This window comes from Bacillus sp. FSL K6-0994 (assembly GCF_038630815.1).
In the GTDB taxonomy this organism is placed as follows: Bacteria; Bacillota; Bacilli; order Bacillales; family Bacillaceae; genus Bacillus; species Bacillus safensis.
The window spans coordinates 2,979,568-2,995,514 of the sequence record NZ_CP152043.1 but is presented as its reverse complement, the minus strand read 5'-3'; the positions used below and the strand labels follow the sequence as shown (position 1 = coordinate 2,995,514).

Here is a 15,947-nt window from a genome sequence, read left to right as displayed (position 1 = left end):
TAGGGGGATATTTATGGGCAAACATATTCGCAAGGCGGCTGTCATTGGTTCAGGTGTCATGGGCTCAGGCATTGCTGCACATTTAGCCAATATTGGGATACCAGTTACACTGCTAGATATTGTGCCAAATGAACTGACAAAGGAAGAAACGGCGAAAAAGCGGACGCTTGATCACCCTAGTGTTCGGAATCGATTAAGTCAAGAAGCGATGAAAAAATTATTAAAGCAAAAGCCAGCACCTCTTACTTCAGCAAAAAACCTATCATACATCACACCGGGAAATCTCACAGACCACCTTTCCTTATTACACGATGCTGACTGGATCATTGAAGTCGTCACTGAAAAGCTCAGCATCAAACAACACGTATTCTCTCTCATCGACGAACACCGCAAAGAAGGAAGCATCGTATCAAGCAATACATCCGGTATTTCAGTTGAAAAAATGGCAGAAGGCCGATCAGATGATTTTAAACGCCACTTTTTAGGCACACATTTTTTTAACCCAGCTCGTTATTTAAAGCTCTTAGAAATCATTCCTATTCAAGAAACAGATACAGAAGTATTGTCATTTATGAAAACATTTGGCGAGGATGTACTCGGCAAAGGTGTGGTTGAAGCAAAGGACACACCGAACTTTATTGCAAACCGCATTGGCACTTATGGACTTCTTGTCACAGTGCGTGAAATGCTTGAGAACAAATACACCATCGGAGAAGTGGATTCGGTCACAGGACCCCTCATTGGAAGACCGAAAAGTGCGACCTTCCGTACACTTGATGTCGTGGGGCTCGACACGTTTTCTCATGTGGCCCGAAACGTATATGAACAGGTAGAAGGAAAGGAAAAAGAGATTTTTCAGCTGCCTGAGTTTATTGAAAGAATGCTCGAAAAAGGATGGATTGGCAGCAAGGCAGGGCAAGGTTTTTATCAAAAAAATGGGAAGGTCATTTTAGAGCTTGACCCAGTGACGCTCACATATGGAGAACGCACAAAGCTAAAAGATCCAGGCATTGAGATGGCGAAACAGCAAAAGGGTGCAAAAGCAAAGTTGAAAGCGCTTATTTATCAGGATGGCCGTGCAGGGCAATTACTTTGGAATATGACAGCGCCCGTGCTTCTTTATTCAGCTCATCTAAAAGGTGAAATTGCGGATGATATTCTTTCCATCGATAACGCAATGAAATGGGGATTTGGCTGGCAGCATGGACCATTTGAGCTGTGGGATGCAATTGGTGTCAAAAAAGCCGCCGAGCGCATGGAAGCAGAAGGTCACAGCATCCCAGCGTGGGTGCAAGACATGCTGTCAAAAGGACACGAGACATTCTATCAAGAGAATGCTGATGGAGTGCGAGCGTTTTATCATAACGGGGCTTATGAACAGGAAAAAGGGAACGACAAACATATTTCTTTAGCTAGATTGAAAAAGAAACACGACGTTATCTTCAAAAATTCTGGTGCGAGCCTGATCGATATTGGTGATGACGTCGCCTTGCTCGAATTTCACTCTAAAAGCAATGCCATTGGACTAGATGTCATTGATATGATCAATCGTGCTGTTGATGAAACAGAAAAGAATTATAAAGGGCTTGTCATCGGAAACCAAGGGAAGAACTTCTGTGTTGGCGCTAACCTTGCCCTGATTTTAATGGAAGCACAGGACGATAATTTCTTTGAAATTGACTTTGTGATCAGACGCTTCCAGCAGGCAATGATGAAGGTGAAATATAGCAATCGCCCAGTCGTAGCCGCCCCATTTGGGATGACATTAGGAGGCGGAACAGAAGTTTGTCTGCCGGCAGCAGCTATTCAGGCGTCCAGCGAAACTTACATGGGACTTGTGGAAGCGGGAGTTGGACTGATTCCAGGAGGCGGCGGAAACAAAGAGTTATATCTTCGTCACCTGCAAGGATCAGCGAAGCCGTCGCAGACGGCTATACAGGATGCCACGCTGAAAACATTTGAAACAATTGCAATGGCAAAAGTATCGACTTCAGCTGAGGATGCGCGGGATATGAACATGCTCCGCGTGAGTGACCGGATCAGTATGAACGGCGATCACCTGATCTATGATGCAAAACAACTGGTGCTCTCTCTTGATGAAGCCGGTTATCGTGCGCCGCTCAAGCAAAAGGTGCCGGTCATGGGAGAAACAGGATATGCAGCGATGATTTTGGCTGCTGAAAATATGAGACTGTCAGGATACATTTCAGAGCATGACATGACCATTGTAAAAAAATTAGCTCATGTCATTTCCGGCGGGAAACTGCCATTTGGAACCGAGGTAGAGGAGCAATACTTATTAGAGCTTGAAAGAGAAGCCTTTTTAAGTCTTGTAGGAGAAGTGAAATCACAGGCACGTATGCAGCACATGCTCGTCAAAGGAAAACCTTTACGTAACTAAGGGGGAGTCAAAATGAGAGAAGCAGTCATTGTCGCTGGCGCAAGAACACCAGTAGGAAAGGCGAAAAAAGGATCGTTAAAACATGTCCGGCCTGATGATATGGGCGCATTATGTGTAAAAGAAACGTTAAAGCGTGCCGGTGAATACGACGGACAGATAGATGATTTAATCATTGGCTGTGCAACGCCAGAAGCAGAGCAGGGGTTAAATGTGGCGCGGAATATTGGGGCATTAGCGGGACTGCCTTATACAGTACCTGCCATCACCATAAACCGTTACTGCTCGTCTGGTCTTCAATCTATCGCTTATGCGGGTGAACGTATTATGCTCGGGCAGGCAGACACGATTTTAGCCGGAGGAGTCGAATCAATGTCGCAGGTGCCGATGATGGGTCATTCTATTCGTCCAAATGCTCTCTTGACAGAGCAAGCACCTGAATACTACATGAGCATGGGTCACACGGCAGAGCAAGTGGCGCAAAAGTATCAGGTCACACGTCAAGATCAGGATGCCTTTGCGGTGAGGAGTCATCAAAAGGCAGCAAAGGCACTTCAAGAAGGGAAATTTTCAGATGAAATTGTACCCGTTGATGTAACAGAGCGACGGGTAGGAGAGCAATATCAATTAGAAGAGCATCAATTCACGTTCTCACAGGATGAAGGTGTGAGAGCAGGCACAACGGAGGAGATTCTTTCCACATTGCGTCCAGCCTTCTCAACAAAAGGCACGGTGACCGCAGGTAACTCTTCGCAGACAAGTGACGGAGCTGCGTGTGTGATGATGATGGACCGCGAGAAAGCATCCTCACTTTCTCTTCAGCCGCTCGCTAAATTCAGAGCATTTGCTGTCGGCGGTGTACCGCCTGAGGTGATGGGGATCGGTCCGGTTGAAGCCATTCCACGTGCGCTGAAAATCGCTGGACTTGAGCTGAAGGATATTGGGCTGTTTGAATTAAACGAAGCGTTTGCTTCTCAGGCAATTCAAGTCATTCGCCATCTAGGGATTGATGAAGAAAAGGTGAATGTCAACGGCGGGGCCATTGCGCTCGGACATCCGCTCGGCTGTACAGGAACGAAACTAACGCTGTCACTTATTCATGAAATGAAACGGCGAAACGAGCAATTTGGCATTGTCACAATGTGTATCGGCGGGGGCATGGGAGCAGCAGGAATTTTTGAATTGATCTAAAGGGGGAAATCAGGATGAAAGCATTGGAAGATGTAAAAAAGGGTGGAAGCTTTTTAATTGATGAGACGAATTATGAGCATATTTTTACACCGGAGGATTTCTCTGATGAACATCAAATGATTGGAAAAACAACAGAGGATTATATTTTACAGGATGTTGTTCCGCATATTGATCAAATTGAAAACCATGAGTTCGAGCATTCGGTCAGGCTTCTCAAAAAGGCTGGTGAGCTTGGACTTTTAGGAGCCGATGTGCCGGAAGAATTCGGCGGGCTTGGATTAGATAAAATCAGTTCAGCGATCATTACTGAAAAATTCGCTAGAGCAGGAAGCTTCTCACTTTCCTATGGTGCTCATGTCGGTATTGGTTCTCTGCCGATCGTGCTCTTCGGAAATCAAGCGCAAAAGGAAACGTACCTGCCTGGACTCGCCTCTGGTGAAACCATTGCGGCGTACGCACTCACTGAGCCAGGATCAGGCTCTGACGCTCTTGGAGCAAAAACAACCGCAGTTCTGAATGAAGCAGGTACCCATTATGTCCTGAATGGAGAAAAGCAGTGGATCACAAACTCCGCATTTGCCGATGTCTTTGTTGTGTATGCGAAGATTGATGGTGAACACTTCTCTGCTTTTATCGTCGAAAAGGATTTTCCAGGTGTCAAAACGGGACCTGAGGAGAAAAAGATGGGCATTAAAGGATCATCGACAAGAACATTGATTCTTGAAGATGCCCAAGTACCGAAGGAGAATTTGCTCGGTGAAGCTGGCAGAGGTCATGTGATTGCGTTTAACATTTTGAATATTGGGCGCTATAAGCTGGCAGTCGGCACAATCGGTGCATCAAAACGCGTTATTCAATTGTCGGCAGAATATGCGAACCAGCGTAAGCAGTTCAAAACACCAATTTCTCAATTCAGCTTAATTGGTGAAAAAGCAGCCAATATGTCAGCAAAGCTCTATGCGATGGAAAGTGCTGTTTACCGTACGGTTGGATTATTTGAACAGCGGATGGGGCTCTTAAGTGATGAAGAGCAAAAAGACGGCAAACAAATTGCCCAATCCATTGCGGAATATGCGATTGAATGTTCTCTCTGTAAAGTGCTCGGCTCTGAAACGTTAGATTATATTGTGGATGAAGGCGTGCAGATTCACGGCGGATATGGATTCATGCAAGAATACGAGGTCGAAAGAGCCTATCGCGACTCACGAATTAACCGGATTTTTGAAGGGACAAACGAAATCAACCGTTTGCTTGTACCAGGTACATTCTTGAAGAAAGCGATGAAAGGAGAGCTTCCGCTGCTTCAAAAAGCGCAAACCTTACAGGAAGAGCTGATGATGATGATGCCGGAAGAGCCAGGCGATCAGCCGCTCGATCAAGAAAAATATTTGCTCGCTCATGCGAAAAAGATCGCCTTAATGGTGGCTGGTATGGCAGCCATGAAATACGGGAAAGCCTTAGACAAAGAGCAAGAAATTCTTGTGAACATAGCCGATATCGTCAATGAAATTTTTGCTGCTGAATCAGCGGTTCTGCGTACAGAAAAGGCAATCGCTGCAACAGGGGCAGAAAAGAATGAACAAAAGCTTGCTTACACACAAATTTTCACGCAGGAAGCTTTCTTAAAGATTGAAGCCCATGCAAAAGAATCTTTGATTGCGATGGAGGAAGGAGATTCACTCCGCATGAGCCTGTCAGCCCTTCGCAAGCTGACAAGATTTACGCCGATCAATGTCATCGCCAAAAAGCGCGAAGCGGCAAAACGAATCTTTGAAGCAGAGAAATATATCGTATAAGGACTGCTTAAAAGGTGCGGATATCACTCCGCACCTCAGCGTGTAGACAAACCCTCGCATTCTTTGTCAGGTCTGCGTGCCGGTGCTCACGAATGACAAATTCGCTCCGCTCCGGTACTCGTCCTTCCTAGACTGCAAAGGTTTTCTATCACGCTGAAAAGAAGACAAAGGGCTAAAATAAAGATCATTTTATCCCTTTGTCAACAATCTGAGGTGCGGATAACAAACCGCACCTTTTTGTAAGCATACATTTAGGTTTTTAAAATATTTTGTGATAAAATGTTGTCACAATTTGCAGGAGGTGAAAATGGTGGCTTTAGATTTTTACGAATACCCATCTTGCGGTACATGCCGAAAAGCAAAAAAGTGGCTGGAAGCACACAATAAAGACATCAACAGCATACATATCGTCGAAGAGACGCCTGATAAAGAAACATTAAAAGCCCTTTACGAAAAAAGCGGTTTAGAGCTGAAGAAATTCTTTAATACAAGCGGGCAAAAATACCGGGAGCTGCAGCTGAAAGATCAACTTCCTGCAATGTCAGAGGACGAGCAGCTAGAATTACTCGCGTCTAACGGAATGCTGATTAAGCGCCCGATTACAACAGACGGAAAACGAGTCACGGTAGGATTTAACGAAGATACATTTAAAAGCGTCTGGAAATGATGTAACTTTCATTCAGATTGTGGTATCTTCAATATAGATTGTAAGAAAAGACTGGAGGGGTATTGAATGAGCACACCAAAAGATTTACGTTATTCAGAAGAACATGAATGGGTCAAAGTAGAAGGAGATAAGGTGCGTATCGGTATTACGCATTTTGCTCAATCTGAGCTAGGCGATATCGTGTTCGTTGAGCTTCCTGAAGTAGGAGACAAAATTACAGCGGACGAGCCTTTCGGAAGTGTAGAATCAGTGAAAACCGTTTCTGAACTTTATGCACCGATCAATGGCACAATTGTTGAAGTGAACGATGAGCTGGATGACAGCCCAGAATTCGTCAACGACTCTCCATACGAAAAAGCATGGATGATCGTTGTAGAACCAGCTGATGCTTCTGAAATTGAGAACTTAATGACGGCTGAGCAATATGAAGAAATGACAAAAGAAGACTAATTCATGAGAAATTGGACACTCTACCTTTATGGGGGGTGTCCAATTTGTCTTTTCAAAAAGAACACGTGGATATAACAGAGCATGTCACTGGACGATTCAAAGAAAGCGGCATGGTGCTTTATCATCAAAATGAAGAGATTGGCACGATGATTAGTGAAAACCAATATGAGCTGAAATCGGGATATTCCTATGATCAAAATCGTTTTTATCGTTTAACGGACACATTAACCGATGGGACAGAAAAATATGTTGACTGTGACGATGAAAATGGCTGGTGCTAATCACAGATGAGACTGCAGTGAACAGAAGCTGCAGTCTTTTTGATGACGAGGCGCTCAATCTTTACAACCTGAATGAAAGATTGTAATCTAAGGAAGAAGTGAATCAACGTCAAAAGGGCCGGGTGATCGTGATGAATGTCGAGATAGAAAAGGTCATCATTGTAGAAGGTAAAACAGACAAACAAAAGCTAAAAGAAGTCATAAGTGAACCTGTTACCATCATTTGCACCAATGGCACGATCAGTACATCGAAGCTGGATCAGCTTGTGGACGATTTATTGGGGAAAGACGTTTACATATTAGCTGACAGTGACGATGCAGGCGACAAACTGCGGAAGCAATTTCGAAAAGAATTCCCTGAAGCACTTCATCTTTTTGTCGACAGAACGTACCGCGAAGTGGCCGCTTCACCCTCAGCCCACATTGCATCTATCCTATTAGCTGCAAACATTGATGTTCATTCGAAATATTTATGAGGGTGGACGTATATGAAAGAGATTGAAGAACACGAATTCAAGGAGATAGAGGACGATTTATTTCTTTTATACTTATATACACCGTTTTGCGGAACATGCCAGCTGGCAAAGAAAATGCTGGCAGTCGTAGACGCTATGCAGCCGGATGTACCATTTTACGAAAACAATTTAAACTATTCACCAGGCTTTGCGAAAGCATTTGAAATCGAGAGTGTTCCTTGCTTTCTCCTGTTTAAAAAAGGTGAATTGGTGCAAAAAGGCTATGCCTTTCACTCAGTTCCATATCTTCATGAAATGATTGAAACCGCTAAATAAAGCGGTTTTTTGTCATATTTCAAGAAATTCATTTGAAAATTTGTCGAGTTATTTATAAAGGACAAGAAGATGTTTGTAGAGAAATGTTATGTATAACCAAATGACAGGGAGGTTATACATGTGGAAAATGTGAAAGCCCATGGTAACACAGGGCAGCGTTTATTATTAAAGCCGCTGCTCTCATCATCATCCTTGAAGATTACATTTGAGGCGGAAACTGACTCTTGTACATTGATTGTGGATGAACGTGGTGAAGTGAAGAAACTACCTGCAATTGAGTTATCGGATCTCATCTTTTATGGTGAGAGGAAAGAAATTCTTCAATTATTAGACGGAGATATGTCCTTACAGCAGTTAATCAGCAGGGGACAAGTCAAAGTCAAAGGGTCATTCCGTGCGCTCCTTAGACTAGAGGCAGTGCTTTGGCTGACGAACGGCTTTTTTCGAAAAATGATAACGTAGTTGTTTACTTGGAAATTAGCGATTTACAGCGTTGACATATCTCGGGTAGCATGATATTCTACGTTAGTAAAAACATGAACATCACATAAAACAACATATTTTCTCTTATTAAGAGAGGTGGAGGGACGTGCCCTATGAAACCCGGCAACCGTCAGCATAGCTGAAATTGGTGCCAATTCACTCAAAGCCGCAGCGCTTTGAAAGATGAGAGAAAGGCGTAATTGACATAAAAGGCCTTTCTGCTTGCGTTGCAGTTAGGTCTTTTTTACTGACCTGGCGCCAGGCTAGAGTCATGACAGAAAGAAGAATAAATAACGTATGTGATGGCAACCTATAGATTCAGCAAGAAAGCAGGTGATCAGACTGTGATCCATTTACAGAATGTATCAAAAACGTACCATTCAAAAAGCGGAAATGTTGATGCCGTGAAAGACGTCAACCTGGATATTGATAAAGGTGAAATATTCGGAATTATCGGGTATAGCGGTGCAGGAAAAAGCTCGCTTATTCGCCTATTAAACGGTCTGGAGCTGCCAACAGAAGGAATTGTTGAAGTGGCAGGCAACCGGATCAATGAAGTATCGAATGCGAAACTTCGGAAAGCAAGACAAGAAATCAGCATGATCTTCCAGCACTTTAATTTGCTTTGGTCAAGAACGGTGAGACAAAATATTATGTTCCCGCTTGAGATCGCAGGTGTACCGACATCAAAACGGAGAGAGCGTGCGAATGAACTGATTAAATTGGTCGGTTTAGAAGGAAAAGAAAATGCGTATCCGTCTCAGCTGAGCGGCGGGCAAAAACAGCGTGTCGGCATTGCGAGAGCATTAGCGAATGATCCAAAGGTTCTTCTATGTGACGAAGCGACATCTGCGCTAGATCCGCAAACGACCGATTCGATCCTTGAGCTTTTGGCGGATATCAATAAACGATTAGGGCTCACGATTGTGCTCATTACACACGAAATGCACGTCATTCGCAAAATTTGTCATCGCGTTGCGGTCATGGAAAATGGACGCATTGTCGAAGAAGGCGAAGTATTACGCGTCTTCAGACAACCGAAGGAAGAAATGACGAAACGATTTGTGAAACAGCTTGCAGAACCAGAGGAAGCGAAAGAAACAATCGAGCACGTCTTAGAACGAGTAAAAGAAGGTCAGGTCGTACGGTTGTCCTTTATTGGAGACTCTGCCGAGCAGCCGCTGATCACTGAAATCATTCGATCCTTCAATGTCGATGTGAATATCCTTCAAGGGAAGATTTCTCAAACGCAGGAAGGCGCGTTTGGAACACTCTTTATCCACATTAATGGAGAAGAGACTGAGGTAGAAAAAGCCATCGCCTATATCCAAAGCAAACAGGTTGAAATCGAGGTGATGACACATGTTTGAGAAATGGTTTCCGAACGTTGATTTAGACGTCATCTGGAGTGCAACAGGTGAAACGGTGTATATGACACTGATTTCATTGGCATTTGCCTTTGCAATCGGGATTATCTTAGGGCTCCTGCTCTTCCTTACAGGAAAAGGCGGTCTTTGGGAAAATAAACCGATAAATGCTGTCATCGGCGCTGTCGTCAACATTTTCAGATCGATTCCTTTTATCATTTTAATTATTCTATTACTAGGGTTCACGAAATTCTTAATGCATACGATTCTAGGCCCAAATGCAGCACTCCCTGCCCTTGTCATAGGGTCAGCTCCATTCTATGCACGTCTTGTCGAAATTGCACTGCGTGAGGTAGACAAAGGAGTCATTGAAGCAGCACGATCAATGGGAGCGAAAACGTCGACAATCATTTTCAAAGTATTGCTGCCAGAATCATTGCCAGCCCTTATTTCAGGTATTACCGTAACAGCAATTGCTCTGATTGGCTCTACTGCGATTGCAGGTGCAATTGGAGCAGGCGGACTTGGTGACCTCGCCTATGTGGAAGGGTACCAATCTGGTAATACAGATGTCACACTTGTAGCTACTGTGTTTATTCTCATCATCGTCTTTATTATTCAAATAATCGGTGATTTGATTACAAATAAAATTGATAAACGTTAAGGGAGGATTTATTCATGAAGAAATTGATATTAAGTGCACTATTTCTAGCATTTGCAGGTATTTTAGCTGCGTGCGGTTCATCAAATAACGCAAGTGAAAGCAAAACCATTACGGTTGCCGCTTCAAAAACGCCTCATGCCGAAATTCTTGAAGAAGCAAAACCACTTCTAAAAGAAAAAGGCTACGATTTAAAAGTGAAAGTGCTTAGCGATTATAAAATGTACAACAAAGCGTTAGCTGAAAAAGAAGTGGATGCGAACTTTTTCCAACATATCCCTTACTTAAACGAAGAAAATAAATCAAACAAAGATTATAACCTAGTGAGTGCTGGTGCGGTTCACCTTGAGCCTTTCGGTATCTACTCTAAGAAATACAAATCTGTAAAAGATATTCCAAACGGCGGCACAATCATCATGACAAACAACGTAGCTGAACAAGGCCGTATGCTTGCCCTGCTGCAAAATGCTGGTGTCATCAAGCTTGATCCAAAGGTTGATACAATCAACGCAACAGTAAAAAACATTAAAGAAAACCCAAAGAACCTAAAATTCAAAAAAATCGCGCCTGAATTAACTGCGAAAGCTTATGAAAACAGTGAAGGCGATGCTGTATTCATCAACGTCAACTATGCGATCCAAAATAAATTGAATCCGAAAAAAGATTCAATTGAACTTGAGCAAACAAAGAACAACCCATATGCAAACATCGTTGCGGTTCGCAAAGGTGACGAAAAATCAGATAAGATCAAGGCACTAATGGAAGTTCTTCACTCTGATAAAATCAAAGAATTCATCGACAAAAAATATGACGGTGCAGTATTGCCTGTATCTGAATAACAACATTTTAACCTCGCTTCTATCAAAGCGAGGTTTCAGCATGTAGACAAACCCTCGCATTCTTTGTCAGTTCTGCGCTCCGGTGCTCACGAATGTCAAATTCGCTCCGGTACTCGCCCTTCCTAGACTGCAAAGGTTTTCTATCACGCTGAAAGGAAGATAAAGGGCTAAAATAAAGATCATTTTAGCCCTTTATCAACAATCTGCAACCTCGCTTCTACCAAAGCGAGGTTTTTTGTGTATTTTTTCAAATCTCGCTCATAATAAAAACGTACAAATGACCTGAAGGGATGGAATCAAGATGAATGAACAGCATATGAGCGGATCCATGCAGCAATCACTGACTGATTATAAAACCGCAATGGGTGAATTCCAGAAGAAAATGCCGGTGTTTGGAAAGAAATTCAATGAATTTACGGAGCAGTGCTTCCAAAGCGATTCATTAACGCAAAAAGAAAAACAAATGATTGCCCTTGGCATCAGTATTCATGCACAGGACGAATACTGCATGATTTATCATACAAAGGGAGCGCTCGATCAAGGGGCGACAGAAGAGAATTTGCTGGAGGTTGTCAGCGTAGCAGCAGCTTTTGGCGGCGGGGCAGCACTAAGCCAAGGAATCACTGTCGTTCAGCAATGTATTGATGAATTTGGAGGACAGACGCATTAAGGGAAGCATAACACGGTATTTTTCCATATCAGGGAGTTGAGCGCTTCTCATCCGTTTGTGTGAGAAAATATGCCAGCATAGGGTGTCATATCCCTTTTGAGTGAAGCCGCATACGTTTGCTACAATAAAGCTACACTCAAGGAAGGGAATGGTTTATTATTTGTTCGGACCATAGTACACTAGGATTGGATTATACCGCCGAGATGGAAAAGGCCATGCATCAAGCTCATGGCATGAGCTATGCAGAGTACGAAAGAGACCATGACTTACGGATGAAAGTGGAATATAAACGAGAGCAGTCCTATCGAGATGAGAAAAGACAGCTCGCAAAAATGAATATACGAGGCTAATAATAGCTGAGGGGCGGGGAGAACAGTTTCCCGCCCTTTCTTTATGAAAACAGTCTTTTCGACATAAATCCTTTTATCTACCTGCTTTTTTTGTTAGAATTTTGAGAGCATCCTCTCACGCTTATCGTGAATGTGTTGTATTCAGTTTTAATTTGTTATAAAATTAGAATGAGAATAAATTGAGAATAATGATTATTTTGGAGGTATCGATATATGACTGCTTCGACATTAACAATTAAGGACTTGCACGTTGAGATTGAAGGGAAAGAAATCTTAAAGGGTGTAAACCTCGAGATAAAAGGTGGAGAATTCCACGCAGTAATGGGACCTAACGGAACAGGTAAATCTACTTTATCTGCTGCCATTATGGGTCACCCTAAATATGAAGTAACAAAAGGCAGCATCTTGCTTGATGGCGAAGATGTCCTTGAAATGGAAGTAGATGAGCGCGCTCAAGCTGGTCTTTTCCTTGCGATGCAATACCCATCTGAAATCAGCGGTGTTACAAATGCTGACTTCCTTCGTTCTGCAATTAACGCACGCAGAGAAGAAGGCGATGAAATCTCTCTTATGAAATTCATCCGCAAAATGGACGAAAACATGGAGTTCCTTGAAATGGATCCAGATATGGCACAGCGCTACCTAAACGAAGGTTTCTCAGGCGGGGAGAAAAAACGCAACGAAATTCTTCAATTAATGATGATTGAACCAAAGATCGCCATCCTTGACGAAATCGATTCTGGTCTTGATATCGATGCCTTGAAAGTTGTTTCTAAAGGAATTAACAAAATGCGCGGCGAAAGCTTCGGCTGCTTAATGATCACTCACTATCAGCGCCTGCTGAACTACATCACACCAGATCACGTTCATGTCATGATGCAAGGCCGTATTGTGAAATCTGGCGGACCAGAACTTGCGCAGCGTCTAGAAGCAGAAGGCTATGATTGGATTAAAAAAGAGTTAGGAATTGAAGACGAAACTGTTGGTCAAGAAGCGTAAGCGTTAGGAGGATTATTGATGACATTAGAAACGAAATTATCAGTAGATCAAGATTATGTCAAAAGCTTCTCCGAGAAGCATCAGGAACCGGCATGGATGAGCTCCCTTCGCTTACAGGCTCTTGAAAAAGCAGAAGACCTCCCAATGCCAAAGCCTGATAAAACGAATATTTCAAAATGGAATTTAACGAATTTCAAACAGCATACAGTCGAAAGTGCGCCATTTGGATCATTAGAAGAGCTTCCTGAAGAAGTGAAATCTCTTATTGATTTAGAGGACACAGATAAGACAGTTTACATTCAGCGTGATCAAACGCCGGCCTATTTGTCTCTTTCAGCTGAAGCGAAAGACAAAGGTGTGATCTTCACTGATCTTCATACAGCGATCCGCGAGCATGGAGAATTAGTGAAACAATACTTCATGACAGATGCAGTGAAAGTGGATGAGCATAAACTAACAGCTTTACATGCTGCTTTAGTGAATGGCGGGGCTTTCCTCTATGTACCGAAAAACGTAGAGCTTGAAGCACCAATTCAAGCTGTTTATCTTCATGAAAATAACGAAACGACTTTGTTCAACCATGTCATCGTTGTAGCAGACGATCATAGTGCTGTGACATATGTAGAAAACTACATCAGTACAGCAAAACCGGAAGAAGCGATCTTCAATATCGTTTCTGAAGTGTTCACAGGCGCTAACGCCCGCGTCACATACGGTGCTGTAGATAACCTTGCAGAAGGAGTCACAGTATATGTAAACAGACGCGGTATGGCAAATGGCCGTGACAGTAAAATCGAATGGGCGCTTGGCCTGATGAATGATGGAGACGTCGTATCTGAAAACATCACAAAACTGATGGGCGACGGTACATTCGGTGATACGAAATCAGTTGTTGTCGGCCGAGGAAACCAAACGGAAAACTTCACAACAAGCATCATCCACTTCGGTAAAAACTCTGAAGGATATATCTTGAAGCATGGTGTGATGAAGGATCAAGCATCCTCTATCTTTAACGGAATTGGTAAAATCGAGCATGGCGCAACGAAGTCAAATGCAGAGCAGGAATCACGTGTCCTCATGCTGAGTGAGAAAGCACGCGGTGACGCAAACCCCATTCTTTTAATTGATGAAGATGATGTGACAGCAGGGCACGCCGCTTCTGTTGGACGTGTCGATCCAATTCAATTGTACTACCTCATGAGCCGCGGGATTTCCAAAGAAGATGCAGAAAGACTTGTGATTTACGGCTTCTTAAATCCAGTTGTAAAAGAACTGCCGATTGAAGGAGTTAAAAAGCAGCTTGTTTCTGTGATTGAAAGGAAAGTAAAATAATGAATATCAAAGACGTTCGTGAGCAATTTCCAATCCTTCATCAGCAAGTGAACGGACATGATTTGGTGTATTTGGACAGTGCAGCGACTTCTCAAAAACCAAGAGTGGTCATTGATGCAATGAATGAGTATTACCGGTCTTACAACTCGAACGTCCACAGGGGTGTTCATACCCTTGGCACAAGAGCAACGGACGCATACGAGGGTGCGAGAGAGAAAGTTCGTGCATTCATCCGTGCTTCATCTGTTCAGGAGATTATTTTTACTAGAGGTACAACAACTGCGCTAAACACAGTGGCGATCAGCTATGCTAGAGCCAACCTCAAAGAAGGCGATGAGATTGTCATTACGCATATGGAGCATCATGCGAATATCATCCCTTGGCAGCAAGCAGCAAAAGCAACTGGCGCCACATTGAAATACATTCCGTTACAGGAAGACGGCACGCTATCGCTTGAAGATGTGAAGCAAACGATCACACATCAAACGAAAATCGTCGCTGTCACACATGTCTCAAACGTATTAGGAACCATCAACCCGATTAAAGAAATCGCCAAAATCGCCCACGATCATGGGGCAATCATTGTCGTCGACGGTGCGCAAAGCACTCCGCACATGCAAATTGATGTTCAGGATCTAGATTGTGACTTTTTCGCATTCTCTGGGCATAAAATGTGTGGACCGACTGGCATCGGTGTGCTTTACGGGAAGAAGGACCTTTTGAATAATATGGAGCCTGCTGAGTTTGGCGGTGAAATGATCGACTTTGTGGATCTATATGATTCTACATGGAAAGAGCTGCCGTGGAAATTTGAAGCGGGAACACCGATTATTGCTGGAGCAGTTGGACTAGGAAAAGCAATTGACTTCTTAAATGACATTGGTATGGAGGAAGTCAGCCGTTACGAGCATCAGCTTGCGACTTACGCGCTTGAGCGCTTTAAGGAGCTTGACGGTGCGACTGTTTATGGACCGCAGCACCGAGCTGGGCTTGTGACGTTTAACTTAGACGATGTTCATCCGCATGATGCATCAACTGTTCTGGATACGGAAGGTGTCGCCATTCGTGCTGGACACCACTGTGCACAGCCGCTCATGAAATGGCTTGGTGTATCAGCGACTGCAAGAGCAAGCTTTTATCTGTATAATACAGAAGAAGAGATTGACCGGCTCATTGCAGCGCTCCGTAAGACAAAGGAGTATTTTACGAATGTCTTTTAATGTAAACTTAGACACACTGTACAGACAAGTGATTATGGATCATTATAAAAATCCGAGAAACAAAGGTGTGCTAAACGACAGCATTGTCGTCGATATGAACAACCCAACGTGTGGTGACCGCATTCGTCTTACGATGAAAATCGAAGACGATAAAGTCACGGATGCGAAATTTGAAGGAGAAGGATGCTCGATTTCGATGGCATCTGCCTCGATGATGACGCAGGCGATTAAAGGGAAAGATATTGAAACAGCTTTGAAAATGTCTCAGATTTTCTCCGATATGATGCTAGGAAAAGAATACGACGATTCCATTGATCTTGGTGACATTGAGGCGCTGCAGGGAGTGGCAAAATTCCCTGCCCGCATCAAATGTGCAACATTATCATGGAAGGCGCTTGAAAAAGGCGCATCTGCCGAAGATAACGGCAAATCATAAGATTGGAGTGAAAATG

The 15,947-nt window shown here is 43.4% G+C and carries 18 protein-coding genes and 1 riboswitch; all 18 genes read left to right on the top strand.

The features are described 5' to 3' along the window. Positions 1-13: 13 nt before the first annotated feature. The 18 genes from MHB69_RS15730 to sufU all read left to right on the top strand — a co-directional run bounded on the left by MHB69_RS15730 (position 14) and on the right by sufU (position 15,931). A complete protein-coding gene (locus tag MHB69_RS15730; protein ID WP_342495764.1) occupies positions 14-2,401 on the top strand; it encodes a 3-hydroxyacyl-CoA dehydrogenase NAD-binding domain-containing protein in 2,388 nt (795 codons plus the stop codon). A gap of 12 nt (positions 2,402-2,413) precedes the next feature. Further along, positions 2,414-3,589, top strand: coding sequence for an acetyl-CoA C-acetyltransferase (locus tag MHB69_RS15725; protein ID WP_342495763.1), 1,176 nt, complete (start codon positions 2,414-2,416; stop codon positions 3,587-3,589). 14 nt (positions 3,590-3,603) lie between these two features. Continuing rightward, a complete protein-coding gene (locus MHB69_RS15720) occupies positions 3,604-5,385 on the top strand; it encodes an acyl-CoA dehydrogenase family protein (protein ID WP_342495762.1) in 1,782 nt (593 codons plus the stop codon). Positions 5,386-5,695: 310 nt separating this feature from the next. Continuing rightward, positions 5,696-6,052 carry an arsenate reductase family protein gene (locus MHB69_RS15715; protein ID WP_024423406.1) on the top strand — a complete coding sequence of 119 codons (357 nt, stop codon included), beginning with the start codon at positions 5,696-5,698 and terminating at the stop codon, positions 6,050-6,052. A gap of 66 nt (positions 6,053-6,118) precedes the next feature. Further along, complete coding sequence (gene gcvH / locus MHB69_RS15710) at positions 6,119-6,502, top strand: glycine cleavage system protein GcvH (protein ID WP_008347039.1); 384 nt, start codon at positions 6,119-6,121, stop codon at positions 6,500-6,502. A gap of 44 nt (positions 6,503-6,546) precedes the next feature. Beyond that, positions 6,547-6,783, top strand: coding sequence for a YusG family protein (locus MHB69_RS15705; RefSeq protein WP_024423405.1), 237 nt, complete (start codon positions 6,547-6,549; stop codon positions 6,781-6,783). A 131-nt stretch (positions 6,784-6,914) separates the two neighbouring features. Beyond that, positions 6,915-7,259, top strand: coding sequence for a toprim domain-containing protein (locus MHB69_RS15700; RefSeq protein WP_034281437.1), 345 nt, complete (start codon positions 6,915-6,917; stop codon positions 7,257-7,259). Between the two features lie 12 nt (positions 7,260-7,271). Then, positions 7,272-7,574 (top strand): thioredoxin family protein, encoded by a 303-nt coding sequence (locus MHB69_RS15695; protein WP_024426005.1) that lies wholly within the window; start codon positions 7,272-7,274, stop codon positions 7,572-7,574. A gap of 120 nt (positions 7,575-7,694) precedes the next feature. Next, complete coding sequence (locus MHB69_RS15690; RefSeq protein WP_024423403.1) at positions 7,695-8,036, top strand: SCP2 sterol-binding domain-containing protein; 342 nt, start codon at positions 7,695-7,697, stop codon at positions 8,034-8,036. Positions 8,037-8,138: 102 nt separating this feature from the next. Further along, a riboswitch (SAM riboswitch) is annotated at positions 8,139-8,247 on the top strand. A gap of 154 nt (positions 8,248-8,401) precedes the next feature. Continuing rightward, complete coding sequence (locus MHB69_RS15685; protein WP_024423402.1) at positions 8,402-9,427, top strand: methionine ABC transporter ATP-binding protein; 1,026 nt, start codon at positions 8,402-8,404, stop codon at positions 9,425-9,427. Further along, the gene (locus MHB69_RS15680; protein WP_024423401.1) at positions 9,420-10,088 is read left to right on the top strand and encodes a methionine ABC transporter permease; all 669 of its coding nucleotides are present in this window, start codon (positions 9,420-9,422) and stop codon (positions 10,086-10,088) included. The genes MHB69_RS15685 and MHB69_RS15680 overlap by 8 nt, the downstream gene beginning before the upstream one ends. A 14-nt stretch (positions 10,089-10,102) precedes the next feature. Next, entirely contained in the window at positions 10,103-10,924 is an 822-nt protein-coding gene (gene metQ, locus MHB69_RS15675; protein WP_024423400.1) for a methionine ABC transporter substrate-binding lipoprotein MetQ, read from the top strand. A gap of 301 nt (positions 10,925-11,225) precedes the next feature. Then, positions 11,226-11,594, top strand: coding sequence for a carboxymuconolactone decarboxylase family protein (locus MHB69_RS15670; protein WP_003212803.1), 369 nt, complete (start codon positions 11,226-11,228; stop codon positions 11,592-11,594). Positions 11,595-11,809: 215 nt separating this feature from the next. Beyond that, on the top strand, positions 11,810-11,944 hold the full coding sequence (locus MHB69_RS15665; protein WP_254965641.1) for a hypothetical protein: 135 nt from the start codon (positions 11,810-11,812) through the stop codon (positions 11,942-11,944). A 213-nt stretch (positions 11,945-12,157) separates the two neighbouring features. Further along, positions 12,158-12,943: a Fe-S cluster assembly ATPase SufC gene (sufC, locus tag MHB69_RS15660; protein WP_007500355.1), complete on the top strand. Its 786-nt coding sequence runs from the start codon at positions 12,158-12,160 to the stop codon at positions 12,941-12,943. 18 nt (positions 12,944-12,961) lie between these two features. Continuing rightward, on the top strand, positions 12,962-14,275 hold the full coding sequence (sufD, locus tag MHB69_RS15655; RefSeq protein ID WP_061110052.1) for a Fe-S cluster assembly protein SufD: 1,314 nt from the start codon (positions 12,962-12,964) through the stop codon (positions 14,273-14,275). Beyond that, positions 14,275-15,495, top strand: a complete 1,221-nt coding sequence (locus tag MHB69_RS15650) for a cysteine desulfurase (RefSeq protein ID WP_046313268.1) — start codon at positions 14,275-14,277, stop codon at positions 15,493-15,495. The genes sufD and MHB69_RS15650 overlap by 1 nt, the downstream gene beginning before the upstream one ends. Beyond that, the gene (gene sufU / locus MHB69_RS15645; RefSeq protein ID WP_041115744.1) at positions 15,485-15,931 is read left to right on the top strand and encodes a Fe-S cluster assembly sulfur transfer protein SufU; all 447 of its coding nucleotides are present in this window, start codon (positions 15,485-15,487) and stop codon (positions 15,929-15,931) included. Before MHB69_RS15650 ends, sufU begins: the two co-directional genes overlap by 11 nt. The last annotated feature ends 16 nt before the right edge of the window (positions 15,932-15,947 follow it).

Bases quoted from the DNA above. Each gene is read 5' to 3' on its own strand.
- sufC (WP_007500355.1), top strand. From the start codon at position 12,158: ATGACTGCTTCGACATTAACAATTAAGGACTTGCACGTTGAGATTGAA.
- sufD (WP_061110052.1), top strand. From the start codon at position 12,962: ATGACATTAGAAACGAAATTATCAGTAGATCAAGATTATGTCAAAAGC.
- MHB69_RS15665 (WP_254965641.1), top strand. From the start codon at position 11,810: ATGCATCAAGCTCATGGCATGAGCTATGCAGAGTACGAAAGAGACCAT.
- MHB69_RS15650 (WP_046313268.1), top strand. From the start codon at position 14,275: ATGAATATCAAAGACGTTCGTGAGCAATTTCCAATCCTTCATCAGCAA.
- sufU (WP_041115744.1), top strand. From the start codon at position 15,485: ATGTCTTTTAATGTAAACTTAGACACACTGTACAGACAAGTGATTATG.
- MHB69_RS15725 (WP_342495763.1), top strand. From the start codon at position 2,414: ATGAGAGAAGCAGTCATTGTCGCTGGCGCAAGAACACCAGTAGGAAAG.
- MHB69_RS15730 (WP_342495764.1), top strand. From the start codon at position 14: ATGGGCAAACATATTCGCAAGGCGGCTGTCATTGGTTCAGGTGTCATG.
- gcvH (WP_008347039.1), top strand. From the start codon at position 6,119: ATGAGCACACCAAAAGATTTACGTTATTCAGAAGAACATGAATGGGTC.
- MHB69_RS15695 (WP_024426005.1), top strand. From the start codon at position 7,272: ATGAAAGAGATTGAAGAACACGAATTCAAGGAGATAGAGGACGATTTA.
- MHB69_RS15700 (WP_034281437.1), top strand. From the start codon at position 6,915: ATGAATGTCGAGATAGAAAAGGTCATCATTGTAGAAGGTAAAACAGAC.
- MHB69_RS15670 (WP_003212803.1), top strand. From the start codon at position 11,226: ATGAATGAACAGCATATGAGCGGATCCATGCAGCAATCACTGACTGAT.
- MHB69_RS15720 (WP_342495762.1), top strand. From the start codon at position 3,604: ATGAAAGCATTGGAAGATGTAAAAAAGGGTGGAAGCTTTTTAATTGAT.
- metQ (WP_024423400.1), top strand. From the start codon at position 10,103: ATGAAGAAATTGATATTAAGTGCACTATTTCTAGCATTTGCAGGTATT.
- MHB69_RS15680 (WP_024423401.1), top strand. From the start codon at position 9,420: ATGTTTGAGAAATGGTTTCCGAACGTTGATTTAGACGTCATCTGGAGT.